Source organism: Virgisporangium ochraceum, assembly GCF_016863655.1.
Classification (GTDB): Bacteria; Actinomycetota; Actinomycetes; order Mycobacteriales; family Micromonosporaceae; genus Virgisporangium; species Virgisporangium ochraceum.
In genome coordinates this window covers 41,607-55,961 of the sequence record NZ_BOPH01000142.1, presented here as the reverse complement: position 1 = coordinate 55,961, position 14,355 = coordinate 41,607, and the positions used below count along the sequence as shown (strand labels likewise).

The following is a 14,355-nucleotide window of genomic DNA, read 5'->3' as shown; positions in this document are numbered from 1 at the left end:
CCTTCTGCCTCAGTTGAAGAACACGGTCCAGAACGTGCTGACGAAGGCGGGTGTCGCGGCGATCAGGCTGATCACGAGCCCGAGCGCGGGTGTCCGCCGCGGCCGCTGCCCACTGGGTTCCCGGTAGGCGAACCCGATCGTCAGCCAGGCGAGGGCGAACGACAGGAAGATCAGGACCACCGCACACGGTGTCACCGTCAGGGGCGTGACGTCGCCGCCGAGGATGAGCATGAACAGCAGCGGCACCTGCGCGAGCGCGAAGAGCACCGCGTACGAGAAGTAGATGATGCCGTTGCGGGCACCCGGCGACCGCTTGATACGCGCGTCGATGTCCGACAGTTCGGCGTCGGCCCGCTGCAGCGTCGCCCGTGCCTCCCCGATCATCGTCATCGCCGCTTCCGGCAACCGCGGATTCGCCGATGGCGGCCCGGCCGGCACCGGCACCGACGGCGCACTGGCCGGCGGATGGACGCCGGTACCGGGCGGCGCACTGACGACGGGGAAGGCGCCACTGTGCACCGTAGGGAAGGAGCCGGTGTTGACGTGGAGCGGGTTGGGGACGCCGGATACGGGTGGGTGTCCGCCCGGGCCGGATACGGGTGGGTGTCCGCCCGGGCCGGATACGGGTGGGTGTCCGCCCGGGCCCGATACGGGTGGGCGGCTTCCCGGTCCTGACACCGGGGGATAGCCGGGGCCTGACACCGGCGCGTAGCCGCCCGGGGTGGGTGGCCTTCCTGTGGGACCGGGGCTGGGTCTGCCTGCCTGTGGGTGCTGGCCTTGGCCTGACAGTGGGTGCTGGCCTGATGGCGGGTGCTGGCCTTGGCCTGACAGTGGGTGCTGGCCTGATGGCGGGTGCTGGCCGGAGTTGCCCGGCCTGGGTGGGTGTTGGCCCGGGGCGGCTGGTCTTGCTGGGTGTTGGGCAGGGCTGCCTGGCCTTGGCGGGCTGGTGACCTGTACCGGTCCCTGGCCGGTCCGCCCGTACGCGGCCGGCTGGGCCCAACCGGACGTGGCCTGGGGGTGCGGTGCGGGTCCCGGACGTGGTGTCACTACCGGGAAGCCGCCTGTGCCGGTCCCCGGGTTGATCATGCCGCCGGTGGGGATGCCGCCCGTCACGGTGGGGTAGCCGCCGGTCGGTGTGGTCAGGGCCGAACGGGCGGCCGCGGCCCGTTGGGACGCGGCCTGGGCCAGGCGGCCGAGGGCGGCGTCCGCGGCGCTGAGGTCCGTCGCCGTGGGCCGCAACGGGACCGGCTGCCCGTCGCGGATCAGGTCGCCGATCCGGTTCTGCTGCACGGCGACCTGCCGCCGGGCCGTGGACAGCTCGGCTCGCACCCGCTTGACGGCCGCGGTCTGCTCGGTGACCACCTTCGCCGCCTGTCGCCGGGCGGCGTCCAGCCGCTGGGCCGCGCGGATGTAGTCACCCCACCGCTGGGCGGACGGCGCCCACGTCGGCGGCTCCACACTTCCGGGTTCCTGTTCCGCCAGTTCGGCGCAGACGCGCCTGATGACGTCGGCGGGAGGCTCGGGGTCGAGGTACACCGGTGCGTTGAGCCGCGCCGGTCCGACGCCGCTGCCCGAGTACGTGGCCCCGGGCGGGTCACCCACCCAGACGTACGGGTTGCGCAACGACACCTGGGTGCTGTGCGGCAGCGGCGCCTGGGTGGTCTCGGCGGTGAGCGGTGGCGGCGGCCAGCCGGCCACGATCAGGTGCAGCCGGTGGGCGACCCCGGTCCGGGCGAGGTGGGCGATGCGGGCGAGGTCGTTCCCGTCGGTCAGCTCGGGAAGTGACGCGATGACGAGGACGAAGTACCGGTCCGGCGGCGGGACGTCGACGGTCGCGTTTTCGGTCTGTTCCTCGGTGGTCGGCTCGGTGGTCGGCTCGGTGGGACGTCCGGGGATGTTCGCGGGTGGTCTGGTGTCTGCCCAGGGGGTGCTGCCCGTGGGGATGGCGGTGTTCGGCGTTGGGCCCGGGCTCTTGGTGCCTGGTGCGGCGTTGCCCGGTGCGGCCGTGATTGGTGCGGCGGTGCTTGGTACGGCGGTGCCCGGTGGAGTGGCGCCTGGTACGGCGTTGCCTGCTACGCCCGTGCCCGATACGGCGGTGCCTGGTGCGGCGGTGCCCGGTGGTGGGGTGTTGCGGATCCATTGGTCGGCCTCGATGAGGACCGACTGCATGCCCGGGTGGTCTGTGATCGGTGGCGGCAGGTTCGGCAGACCGGCGAAGGCGGCGATCGTGTCACCCTCGCCGGCCGCGTCGATGACCCTGATGTGCAGCGCACCCGGGATGGCCGCCGCGACCAACCTCAGCAGCACGCTGCGCAGCAGCCCGGCCACCCGGGGGTCGCGGGCGTCGGCGTCGATTGCGAGATGCCCGGTCCCGAAGAGGGGTGCGATCGCGGGGAAAGCGGCGTCGTCGAGAGGGTGGGCCATGCCGAGACGCAGGAAGGCCGGCACCCCCGTGCCACCGGCCGGCGTAGCGGCCGACACCGCGTCGAGGCCCGATCCCAGCCAACCGGGAACCAGGTCGGCCGCGGCCGACCGAAGACGCGCCGCGAGTTCGTGCTGCTCGGCGTACTGCTCGGCCGGGGCGCTGGACGGGGAGTACCCGTCAACCGCGCTCGCCGTCGCCGCGATCGCGGCGGCCGCCTGCCTGTGCAGCACAGCAGCCCGCTCGACCCGAGTGCGCAGCCGTGCCACGAGACCCTCCCTGCCGAGTCCTTGCCCGGAACGGTAACCTAACCCGCCGGTCGTGTCGGCTCGCCGCCGGATGGCGGGCACACCTCCCGCACTATTGTCCGGGTCGGTGTGGTCGGTTCGCGAGCAGGTCCCGCTTGGTGCGCGTGACCAGCTTCGTCCCGGTCGTGGGACGAGCTCGCTCCCTCGGATCGTGCGCCCGCTCTGGTGGGCTGCGTATCCCGCCCGGTGACCGGTGCGCCGGCGGGAACGGGTGGCGCACCCGGTCCCATGAACGGGGTACCCACGGGAGTGAGTTGCGCGCCCGAGCCGTGTGGGGGCCGGTTCGGTCCGTCGGGTTGCGTCGGCGAGCCGCTGGGGTTCGTGCCCGGTCCGCGCGTCTGCGGGTCCATCTCCTTGAGCTTTCGTGCGATGCGCCGGAGCTGGTCGGCGCGCAACGGGTCCTCGCGTAGTTGCTGCGGCGATGCCGCGCCAGCGGCGAGCAGTCGACCGATCTCGCGGAGTGCCGGATCCGAATGCCGGCTGAGCGCGGCGAAGACCTTCTCGCGGTGAGCGGTGAGCTCGTCGCGGATGCGGCGGTCGAGGACGGGGAAGGGCGCGGCGGAGCCGCAGGGGACGCTCATCGGAGTGCTCCTCGGTGAAGGGGTGAGGTTCAGGTGAACGCGGGGACCCTGCCTCCGCCGCCGTGGACGGGCGGGGTGTAGGCGGGCGTCGCGCCGCCGGCCAGGGCGGGCATGGGTCCCTTCGGATCGATGACGTTGAAGCCGTCCATGCCGGACGTGAACGCCTTGGCGCCCGACTCGGCGATCTTGATGGAGTCGAGGATCTTCATGCCGATCTCGATGACCTGCCAGATCGACCTCGCGCCGACGGCCACGTTGACGGCCAGGGTGGGGCCGGGTCCACCACGAGCCGCGGCGGTCAGGGAGAGCAGGGCCATCGCGGCCAGGTCGGCGGCCACCACCACCAGCGCCGCGACCGCTTCGGCCAGCTTGCGGGTCGACTCGGCGACGCTGCGGTACTCGGCTGACAGCTCGGTCAGCTTCCTGTTGGCGAGGTTCAGCGCGTCCGCGATGCCGCCGAGGTCGCGTCGGCATGCGTTGGCCGCGTTGCCGGTCCAGACGTACTGGGAGTCGTTGGCGCCGCTGCGCATGTTCGTACCCATCGTGACCGTGGCGTCGGCAAGGTTCTCGTGGACGTCGGCGCAGGCGCGGAACGCGTCCCAGTCTCCGAGGAAGGGCTTCAGCCACTCGAGGAAGATGTCGATGGGCTTGTCCATGATGCCGAACCTGGCCGCCAGCACCGTCGCCTTCCAGATCACGTTGCGGACGTAGCTGGTCGGGCTCAGGTAGGAGTGCCACTTCATCTCGAACCTGTACTCGGTCGAGTAGTCCTTCGGCGTGGTCAGGTCGCTCTGCGGCTCGCCGCGATCGACGAAGCCGGCGCTACTGAGAGCCGGGTCGAGCTGCGGCGGAGACGCGACCGTCGGCAGTTTCGCGTCGAAGGCCGCGGCTGCGGCCACGTCGGTCTGGCGGTAATGGGCCACCGACGACGAGACCGCCCGGGACTGGCCGTCGGCGACCGCGTTCACCAGCCAGTAGAACTCGCTGACCTTCCTGGTCGCCTCGCGGTGGCCGCCGAGGATCAGGTTGATGATGCCTTCACCGGCGTTGAGCTGCGTGTACCGCTGCAGGTAGGTGCGGGCGGTCGTCGCATCCTCCTCCAGCCGGTCGAGTTGGCGTGGCAGTCCGGCCAGTGCGGCGGCGTCAACAGAGAAGCCCATGTCGTCCTCCCCAGGTTGGGCTCTTACATCGAACGGTTCTGGGGATGCGTCGGACAAGGGGCAGTCCATTGCTGTGGATAACTTCGGACAATACCGGCTAAGCGGGTGTGGATAAGTCGGTCGCACATGCTGTCCGATAAATGGGTCTTGAGGACCGCGAAGCTTCTTCGGTCGGGGTCGACGGGTCCCGCGAGACCTCACGGTGGGGTGAGGATGGCGCGGGCGCGCCCCGGCCGGCGCGCCCGCAGCCCGCCCCATGGCACGGTGATTGCCTGCGGCCCTTGGCACGGTGATTGCCTGCGGCCCTTGGCACGGTGATTGCCTGTGGCCCTTGGCACGGTGATTGCCGGCGGCGGGTGGCGAGTCGTTACGGTGGATGCGTGGAACCCGATCCCCAGCGGGAGCATGGCCTAGAGGCGGAACGGCAGTGGTCGCCGTACGACGAGATGGCGGCGAACGAGGAGGCCGAGTATCGGAGGGGGCGCCGCCGGCGATGGCTTCTGGGGTTGGGGGCTATTGCTCTGGTGATGCTTGTCGTACTCGGCGTGGCGGGTTACGTCCTGTACGACCGCGCTAGCAGAACCGATCGAAGCACGCCGGTTGTTGTGGTCTTTCAGTATGTCAACGCAGTTTTTGATGAGCGTGATCTCGACCACGCCAGACTGTTCGAATGCGACTCTGGCGATCCAGGTAAGCCGCTTCAAGAGCTCTTGACGAGCTTAGAGGAGCTCGAGCGCCGGTTCGACATTCTTGTCACAGTATCTGCGACTGACTTCAGAAGTGACATCCGTGGCTCAAGTGCGATCGTCGGCGCAAGCCTGCTCATCGATGTTCCTGAGGCCGATGGGGAACCTTCGAGATCTCGCGAGCGATGGGTTTTCGATTTACAGGACGACGATGGGTGGCGTATTTGCGGAACTCGTCGCGAGTAGCGCCTATTCGACCCAGGCATTGTCTGCCGAAACCTCAAGCGCCTTAGGCATCCGTCCGCTCCAGGCCCACCGATACCAGTCAAGCTCATCCATCACCAGCAAAGTGGTCCTCCCACCCGCCGATTGACGCAGTTCGCTCACCGCCCGCAGCCCCCGGTCGAATCCCGGCGTAGGACCCGGCGCCAAGCAGACGATTCGCCCCCCGGTCACCGAGGCTTTTTCGTCGACCGGGACCGGCCACCGCGTTTCCGGACCCGCGTGGTCGACCCGCACCTCCGCGTTGGGCGCCTCGATCCACACCCGGGAGATGGGCACCAGCGGCGCGAACACGTCGACGTCCTCCGCTTCGGCGCGGTACCAGTCGTGCTCGGTGAGGATCGGGACCAGTGTCCGTCCGTCCTGAACCACAACGGAATCGGCCCGCAGGTCGCGCCGCCAGCCCTGCCCCGGACGGCCTACGACGACCCGATGTCCGCGGACATCGGGCCAGTCGACGGCCCTGGTCGCGACGATCGGCTCCGGTTCGATGGCGCCGCGCACTAGGCCGTTCCCTCGCCGAGCGGCGCGCCGACCTCCCGCATGAAACCCTCCGGGTTGACGGCGCCGTTGCTGCTCCGGTCGCCATCGAGGTGGACCTCGAAGTGCAGGTGCGGACCGGACGAGTTGCCGCTGCTGCCCGAGACCCCGATCTGCTGACCCGCGGCGACCGACTGCCCCAGCCGGACGTCCGGCTGCTTCACCATGTGACAGTACCGGGTGATGACCGCGCCGGCATGCAGGATATCCACATACCAGCCACAGCCTTTGACTTGAGGAGAACCGTCGCGGTCGCAGGAAATGGACTGCCCGTTGAGACGCGCGTCGCAGCGCATTCTGATAACCGTGCCGGCCGCCGAGGCGTGAATCGGCGTGCCTTTGTTCGCCGCGATATCGACGCCGTGGTGAGTGGGCCGACTGGCGGTCCGGAATCCCGACACGATCTTGCCTTTCAGTGGCGCGGCCCATCCGGACGCCGAAATCTCGCCGGCCCCGACACACCGCAGATCGACCGCACCGCCCGCCGCCCGGGCCCCGCCGTTCGTCAGCACATTCACGGCCAGAGAAGCCGTCGGTTCATGCTGCGCATACGCGTCCGGATAAGCGCTTTTTTGGACCCGCTGAGCAGCATCCGTCAATGCCAGTCGCTCCCAGTTGGGGACCGTGAGCAGTTTCTCGTAGAACTTCCGCGACGAATACTGGGGATCGCGGACCTGGTCCGGAGTGCCCCAGCCCTGACTGGGCCGCTGCTGGAAAAGGCCCAGCGAGTCGTGGTCGTTACGGTTGCCGAGGTTGGGCAGATTGATAAGGCGCGACTCCTGCATCGCGGTCGCGACGGCGATCACCCATCCCCGCGGAGGAACCTTCATCTGCTGTCCGACCTGAACGATGACCGCGGCATTGCGCATCTGCTCGTCGCCGAGCTGACCGGCCCTGGGGAGACGGCCGGCGCGCGGATCGACGACGGCGGCGTCCGTGCCGCACCCGTACCCGTAGACGTCGGTCTCCTCGTCGAACAGCCCGCCGAGGAAGAAGACGGAGACGCTGCCTCCGCAACACAGCAGTGCGAACGTCGCCACGACCGCCGCTGCGAGGGCGACACGACCACGGCGGGGCTCGAGCGTGGCCTCACCTGTCATGACCGCTCCCAGGACACGCCATCGACCAACCAGCGACCGTTGGTGACCAGCAGCCGGAGCTTGAGCGTCCCCGGAGTCACCGGCACGTCGACCTCGACCAGCTGACTGTCCCGCGGACGCACCGTCACCGGCCCACGAACCGCCTCGGCCGGCACCGACGTCGGGTCGGCGTCCTTGAACTGTTCGAGCAGTCGCTTGGTCGAGTACGGCTCCATGCCCTTGACCCACTCGGCGCTCGTCACGCCGGTACTCCGGAGCCACGCGTTGGTGAAGTCCAGCGCCACCTTCTCCGGCGCCGGAACGCCCGAGATCGCGGTGGCCGACGGCGGACCTTCGGACGTCGCCACGCTGTCGTCCCCGAGCTGCTCGGGCGAACTGGAAACCTGCACCGGCGGAGGCGGGCCGACGGCGTCACTCTCCTGCGGTCCGCTAAACGCCCGCGCCACTCCCACAACGACCACGACCAACACAATGCCGATCAACGCCAACCCGTACCGACTGCCGAGAAGGCGAAGAATCTGTCGTGCCACGCCGCCCTCCCGTCATTGCCGCGCCGGCTCGGACTCCGGCCGGTTGACGGGCGCCGCCTCACGGGACGACGGTCGGTAAATGGCATAACTTGTCGGCTCGTCATCGTCCGACCCGACCCACCGACGAACCTGCGCCGGCGCCGAAACCGGCGACTGATCGCGCGCCGAACGATCCTCCGGCCGGGCCGTAGGCTGCCCGACGGCGGTATCTTCGCCGCGGGCCTCCGGCCGAATCTCGGACTGCACGGTAACGGGCGTCTGCTTGGAACCACCGGCGGCGGATTCGCGCTCTTCTTCCTGGGCCTTGCGAGCCTCCCGGAAGAACAACCGATGCCAGCCCCCAATGCTCGAAAGGGCGCCGGTGGAACCTTTCCCGCCAAGCTGGGTGATTCGACGGTAGGGACGCAGAAGCGTCCAACCGACGACCCCCGTCAGAAGGATAAGAACAACTTGGAGCCAGCCCGGAAGCGTGTCCGTCTCGATGATGAGACTCACTGCAAAGAGATAGATGGCGGCGCCGGTGCCGAAGATGAGAATGTTGAATACCGCGGCAACGACGGCATTCGCGAGTCGGCGAATTCCGGTGCTCGCGGGCCGAAGGAGTCCGACGGTTCCAAGCACGGGCAGCGCAATCACCGCCCAACGGAAGATGAGGAAGCCGAGGAGCACGAGTAGGGAAGCGGTAAGGTCGAATAGTGCGAAGCAAACGGCGGCGAGGATAGCTATAAACCCCGAGCCAATCCGGTCCATGCCTCGTTCGCCCTGAAGGTATTCATACGCTTCTGGGTCTTCCTTTTCAATCTGTTGGGCGACCTTGTTCCATTGCTCTGCCTTTTGATCAATGATCTTCTGGCGAAGTTCGGGATTATTGCGGACCTCAACCGCCTCGTTCCACGAGAAAGACTTGGCGTTATACAAAATGGGGCCGTACCGCTTGGCGGTCTCGCTGTCCGCAGATCCGAGCAGTCCTCGCAGCCAGTTTCTGTAAACGAGGCCCTCGGTGACGGTGTCGCTTGCCCGAAGAGCAGGTGACCGGTTGTCCTCGCATGCCGACGCATTCGGGTTTCGACACTGGTCGGCCGAAATTGTCTTGTCTTGGGGCCCGAGCGCTTGGTGTATGACGCCAAGTGATGCCATTAGTGTGTTGTCGGCCGCGTTTGCAGACGAGGTGGGCCACTTCGCAACTGCGGTCACGGCAACCATGATGAGAATTGCCCATCCGACCGTGGTCATTGTTGCGCTCATGTCCGATTGACGCGAGCGCCAGAGCAGATAAAGACCGACAACAGCCAGGGTGACTCCACCGAATACGGTGAAGACCTTCTCGTAAACTGCGCGTGTGGCCGTTTCAACGAGAGGGTCTGCCCAACCCCACATCGAATCCGGTACCCATGCCTTCTCTCGAACGGCGTTGGAGGCACCGATGACCGAGGTCGCGAGGAGAAATTCACCGTTCGCAACCGTGTGCTCGAATTTGAAATCCGGATGTAGAGCCGTTGAGGCGCATCCACCCTCGAGGTCATAGGTCGTGTAGTCGTATCCGGCATAGCCGTACTTGGTGTAGCGGTCTGTTCGCCCGCTTTCGCGAAGGTCTTGCGACGGCATGGTCGCGAACCATCCGGCCATTCCGGAGTCCGGGGTGCTAGGGGTGGGTGCCTTGACACACCCCGCCTTGTCGCTCGTAAGCGGGTCAAGGTCCTTGACGCACTGTTCCCATCTTCCCGGATCGCGCCATTGCTCGGTCGTGCATGGATTCGGGGCCTTTGCCGGGTCGCCCGGTGCTGGGGCGGCCGCCGCAGGCAGAACTCCGCCGAACAAGGTTGTCATCGCGAGCACGAACACCACCAGCACACTGCCGGCCGTTCGTCTGCGGCCTGTTCCGCCCATCACGTCACGCCTCCACTTCGGAATCGCGCGAGTTGTGTGTTGCGGGGTCCATGGGGCCGAGGGCCAGTGGGTCCTTCGGGGTGACCAGGACCGGGTCGACGGTCGACGTCGGCGTCGTGTCGAGGTAGGTGAGGAGTTCGGGGACGTAGGACACGTCCACGCGGATCTTCTGAACCCGGGCGTCCACGTCTCGCATCACGAACTCGCGGAAACCCAGCCGCTGCGAGGACGCCGCATCGACCTGAGACAGCGAAGCCAGCGTCTGCTCGTAGCCGACACCCGTCGGGACGCGCAGCAGGCGCAGCGCCTCGGCGGCGATCTCGGTGTCCTCGGCGATCCGGCCGACGAAGACGGTCGACACCAGGTTCTGGACGTCCAGCCCCAGGATGTCGCGCGGATTCTGCGACGCGACCAGCGCCGCCAGGTTCCACTTCCGGGAGTCACGCGCCAGCCGCACCAGGAACGACCGGCCGGAGCGCCAGCCCTCCATGAAGTGCGCCTCGTCGAGGCCCACCAGCTTGCGGCGGTACATGTCACCGCCGTAGCAGCGGCGCACAGCCAACCGGTGCGCCGTGTGCAGCATCGGCAGCGCGAGCGCCTCCTCGGCCGACCAGTACTCCCGCTCGATCTTCAGGTCCGGCAACCGCAGCCCGGCCATCGTGATGACCGTCAGAGCGGCGTCCGAACCCAGCGAACCGGTGGGCGGCTTGCCGAAGAACAGCATCGCCAGCGGCATCTCGGCCGCGTCGAGCAGCAGGTTGCCGAGCTCGGCGGCGTCGGGGTCGCCCATCTCGCGCAGGATGCGGACCACATCGTCCAATGTGGACGTCTCCTCCGCGGGAATCTGACGGGCCGCGTGCCGCAGCAGCGTGGCCGTCGACGCCTCGCGGGCCACCTGCGGCGGCACCAGCATCATGCAGATGTCCTGCACCAGCATCCGGCGCTCGGCGCGGGCGTTCGACAACGCGATCTCGAACTCGCGGTCGCCCTCGGCACCGGGTGCGAAGTGCATCCGTTGGGGCGTGGGGATCAGCGCGTACGGGGCCAGCGTCCCCTGCTCGGAACCGGTCAGGTTCAGCACGTGCGCGTACGGCTTCAGCTCCGGCATCTGGCACAGCCGCGCCAGCGGCCCCGACGGGTCCAGCAGCGTCACCTGCACACCGCGCCGGGCGGCCAGGTAACCCAGGGCACCGATGAGCGTCGACTTACCACCACCGGGCTCGGCCACGAACACCGCGAGACCCGAACGCTCCCGGACCTCCATCGGGAAATGCAGATCGAGGAACACAGGCCTACGGGACGTGCCGGCCGTGCGGCCGATCAGGTCACCGCGCCGATCGCCCACAGTGGACGCCGCCTGCGGCAGCGCCGCCGCGAACAGCTTGATGGGCATGCGCCGCAGGTATCCCGTGTTCGCCAGCGGCTCGCCCGGGATGAACTCCCGCGCCAGCCAGTCCTGGTTCTTGGGATGCTGCAACGAGATGCGCATCTCGCGGCTGTACAACTGGGTGAGCCGGCGGGCCCGCTCCAGGCACTCCTCCCGGGTACGGCCGCTCACCGCGATGCGGTGCCATCCGTGCGCCCGCGACGAGTCCACCGGCAGGCCGGTGGTCATGTCGTCGCCGATCGTCAGTGCCCGCTTGGCGAGCCGCTCCAGCTCGGGCGGCGAGTCCATGCCGTGCTCGGCGTAGTCCTGCTGCTGCGACCGGATCAGCCGCAGCCGGTGCTCCAGGTTCTTGAACGAGTCGCCCGGCCCGAGAATGTCCACTCTGGACGACAGCTCCATCGCCCACGGCAGCCGCTCGTGGAAGTGCAGCCACGGCTCGTGCCGCTCCGGAATCTCCAGCGGCTCCATGCGACCCACGGCGAGAACGGCGACGTGCCGCTCCTCGCCGGTCATCCGGTTCACCAGCTTCACGGTGGAGCCGTACGGGGTCCGGTAGCGCTCGATCTGCTCGGTCAGCGCGAGCAGGTCACCCCGGTCCCACGATCCATGCTCCACATTGGACATCGACGACGGCGGCGTCATCCCGAGCGCCACCGACCGGAACAGTAGGAACTCCAGCTCGTCGGCCGTCACCCGGCGACCGCGCATGCCGAACGCGCCGAGCACCTCGTCGAACTGCTCGACGGTGCGCGACATCCGGCGCCGCTCGGCGTCGCCGACGCCGCGGTTGAACAGCTTGCCGACCCGTTCGGCGAACGTCGCGCCCAGCGTGCGCCGGGCGAACGTGATGCCGAGGTACGTCTGGCCCTCCGCGTGGTTCAACGCGATCAGGTGCTGCTGCGCGGCGACCAGGTGGTCGGCCCACGACGGCGCCCCGTTCACCTGCGGCAGCGGCGCCGCGGTGTGCGCGTCGATGGTGCGGGCCCACTGGTCGGCCGGGAACGGCCGCGTCGTCCGTCGCAAGTGGACACGGAAGCCGGCGAGGCCGGAGTACTGCTCGGAAATGGCCAGCAGCAACGACTCCCGGTCGGCGTCCGGCCGGAACGCCCAGCGGATCTCCGGCAGCCGGTACCACGCCGTCACCGTGTTCGGGGTGAACGTTAGGTGCCCGGCGATCTCCGTGATCGCCAGTTCCACCGCGGGATCGCGGTCCTTGTGCCTCGGCTTCGGCGCCTTCTCGACCGTGCTGCGCCGCGGCCGCTTGGGCTCCGCGGAGCTTTCGCGCCGCGGCCGCTTGGCCGGCACGGGATCCCGCTGCGGCACGGGCACCGGCTCGCGGTGCGGCGCCGGCACGGGCTCGCGCGTCGGCGCTGGCATGAGCGCCGTCGATGGTTGCGGCACGTCGTGAATGAAGCCGTCTTCGTCGGGCTCGGGCAACGGCAGCGGCTGGACCGGTTGCGCCGGCGCGTATCCGACCTGCACCGGCGGGTAGCCGGTGTGCGTCGGGAACGCCTCCGCCGGTGGTTGCGGTGGTGCCGGCTGTCGCGCGTGTTCGGTGGGACCGGGGAACAGCACGGGACCCGCGTGCGCGGCGAACCGCGCACCGTCTACAGAGGACGGTGGGGCGGCCGAGCCGTTCCGGTGCACCGGCGGCGGCGCCTGGGGAGCCGGCGAGACCGGCGGAGCCGGTGGGCCGTACGGCACGACCGGTGTGGCGAAAGCGGATCCGGGCGGCGCGCCCTCGGCCCACGTCGGCGGGGCGAACCCCGGCGGCGAGGTGGGTCCGTTGGTGGTCGGCGGCGCGACCGGCGGTGCCGGCGGTGGCGCGGGTGCCGCGAACATGTTCGCTTCGGGTCGGGCCGTCGGCACGTGCGCACCGTTGCGACCGTTGGCCGGCCGCGACGGCGCTCCGTGCGGGCCGACGGCGGTACCGGAGAACGGCGTGCCGGCCGGACCGACCGGTGTTCCCCGGTGCGGCTCCACCGGACCCGAGGTGAACGCGACCGGAGAACCGAACGGTCCCTGCGGAGCCGCCGGAGCCGTGGGACCGGCCGGAGCGGCGGGACCGGAACCGGCCGGCATCGGTGCCGGCGGCACGGGAGGAGCGGCCGGCATGGGAGCGGCCGGCACGGGAGGAGCGGCCGGCATCGGCGGGACTGGCTGCGCGCCCGGCCCGTGCCGCACCGGCCCGGACGGCACCGGACCGGGCACCGGAGGCGGAGCGGCCGGCGCCACCGGCCCCGACGCGGGACCGCCGACGAACGGGTCGTGCGCCGGCCCGCCCACGAACTGGTCGTGCGCCGGCCCGGCGGGACCGAAGGGCTGCCCGGCTCCGAACGGGTCGTGCAACTGGCCGTCGGGCTGGGGCAGCGGTGCCGGATGTGCGCCCCGGTCGTCGTGCAGGGGCTGGAGTTGCAGGGGGTCGATGGTGGGCAGGCCGGACGGGTCGGTGCCCGTCCACCAGCCACCGTCGTCGCGGCCGTTCCGGGGACGGGCCGGCGGGCCGCCGGTCTCGCCTCGTTTGAACAGGCCGAGGAACGGGGAGTCGACCTCGGGTGGATGGTTCGACGGGGCCGCTGGCCGCCCTTCCGGACCGTGGAAGACGGCTACCCGCCCGTCGTCGGCAGCGGCCTGCAGGCCACCGTCGTAATCGACGTCGACGGAGAGCGTCGCCTCGTCGTCACCACCGAAGCGGGTGGTCATACAAGCTCCTCCCGAATACGAATTCGGCTGGCGACGAGGCGTGGCTCGCGCTGTTCGGCACGTGGTTCCCGGGTGCGGCGCCAGTCAGTGAGCGCCGTGCGGATGACCATTCGTGCCGGCCGATCCGGATCGACATAGCGGAAGACGAGCGACGTGGAGACGATCGCCAATGCGATTTCCCACGCCGGGAAGAGCTCGACTTTGAATGTGAACAGGTAGTGGATGAATACGTAGAGCGGAACCAGCAGCATGAAGAGGCCGTACTGCGCGTACGGTAACTGGACGGGCAGCGTGTACCCCGGCGGCCCGAGGTAGACCAGCCGTGCCCGGTAGATGTCGTCGTCGGTGCGCAGCCGCATCGGGTGCCTACTTGAAGACGATTTCGATCAGTGACTCTCCGACGAAGAACAACGTGGCCGCACCGGCGATGAACGCCAGGCCGATGATGGCGATGGCGGAACTGGTGAGAACCCTCGACACCTCGCCCTTGCTCGCCCGGCCGATGAAGATGACACCGAGTACCGCGAGCAGAATCGGCGCGATTTTGCTCGCGAAGAAAGACAGGATTCCATCGGTGTCTACTTCGGACGGCCCGGGGTCGGGTGCTGCAAGTCCACCTGCGAGGCCGCCGCTGGAAAGAACGCCATCAGCTAGGTGGCTGTTGAGCCAAGGAACGAGGCCGTCCACGGCGGGAGCGATAGCCCACAGCGCCTGGCCGATCTCCATGACACTCATCTCTGCCTTTAACCTCCCCGGTACGCCAACGGCT

Annotated in this window: 10 protein-coding genes; 1 reads left to right on the top strand and 9 read right to left on the bottom strand. The window is 69.0% G+C overall.

Annotated features, from left to right (window positions below):
* Positions 1-9: 9 nt before the first annotated feature.
* Positions 10-2,691 (bottom strand): hypothetical protein, encoded by a 2,682-nt coding sequence (locus Voc01_RS47785; RefSeq protein WP_203934447.1) that lies wholly within the window; start codon positions 2,689-2,691, stop codon positions 10-12.
* A gap of 649 nt (positions 2,692-3,340) precedes the next feature.
* Positions 3,341-4,471 carry a WXG100-like domain-containing protein gene (locus Voc01_RS47780; RefSeq protein WP_203934446.1) on the bottom strand — a complete coding sequence of 377 codons (1,131 nt, stop codon included), beginning with the start codon at positions 4,469-4,471 and terminating at the stop codon, positions 3,341-3,343.
* Positions 4,472-4,851: 380 nt separating this feature from the next.
* Here Voc01_RS47780 and Voc01_RS47775 point away from each other — a divergent pair, with 380 nt between their 5' ends.
* Positions 4,852-5,403, top strand: coding sequence for a hypothetical protein (locus Voc01_RS47775; RefSeq protein ID WP_203934445.1), 552 nt, complete (start codon positions 4,852-4,854; stop codon positions 5,401-5,403).
* Between the two features lie 3 nt (positions 5,404-5,406).
* Here the strand turns inward: Voc01_RS47775 and Voc01_RS47770 are convergent, their stop codons facing one another.
* The 7 genes from Voc01_RS47770 to Voc01_RS54920 all read right to left on the bottom strand — a co-directional run bounded on the left by Voc01_RS47770 (position 5,407) and on the right by Voc01_RS54920 (position 14,273).
* The gene (locus Voc01_RS47770; RefSeq protein WP_203934444.1) at positions 5,407-5,943 is read right to left on the bottom strand and encodes a hypothetical protein; all 537 of its coding nucleotides are present in this window, start codon (positions 5,941-5,943) and stop codon (positions 5,407-5,409) included.
* Positions 5,943-7,079: a M23 family metallopeptidase gene (locus tag Voc01_RS47765; RefSeq protein ID WP_203934443.1), complete on the bottom strand. Its 1,137-nt coding sequence runs from the start codon at positions 7,077-7,079 to the stop codon at positions 5,943-5,945. Before Voc01_RS47765 ends, Voc01_RS47770 begins: the two co-directional genes overlap by 1 nt.
* Positions 7,076-7,426, bottom strand: a complete 351-nt coding sequence (locus Voc01_RS47760) for a hypothetical protein (RefSeq protein ID WP_203934442.1) — start codon at positions 7,424-7,426, stop codon at positions 7,076-7,078. The genes Voc01_RS47765 and Voc01_RS47760 overlap by 4 nt, the downstream gene beginning before the upstream one ends.
* A gap of 195 nt (positions 7,427-7,621) precedes the next feature.
* Complete coding sequence (locus Voc01_RS47755; protein WP_203934502.1) at positions 7,622-9,496, bottom strand: DMT family transporter; 1,875 nt, start codon at positions 9,494-9,496, stop codon at positions 7,622-7,624.
* 4 nt (positions 9,497-9,500) lie between these two features.
* Positions 9,501-13,586: an ATP-binding protein gene (locus Voc01_RS47750; RefSeq protein ID WP_307781621.1), complete on the bottom strand. Its 4,086-nt coding sequence runs from the start codon at positions 13,584-13,586 to the stop codon at positions 9,501-9,503.
* Positions 13,583-13,945, bottom strand: coding sequence for a hypothetical protein (locus Voc01_RS47745; protein ID WP_203934441.1), 363 nt, complete (start codon positions 13,943-13,945; stop codon positions 13,583-13,585). The genes Voc01_RS47750 and Voc01_RS47745 overlap by 4 nt, the downstream gene beginning before the upstream one ends.
* Positions 13,946-13,952: 7 nt before the next feature.
* A complete protein-coding gene (locus tag Voc01_RS54920) occupies positions 13,953-14,273 on the bottom strand; it encodes a hypothetical protein (protein ID WP_373873969.1) in 321 nt (106 codons plus the stop codon).
* Positions 14,274-14,355 lie beyond the last annotated feature (82 nt).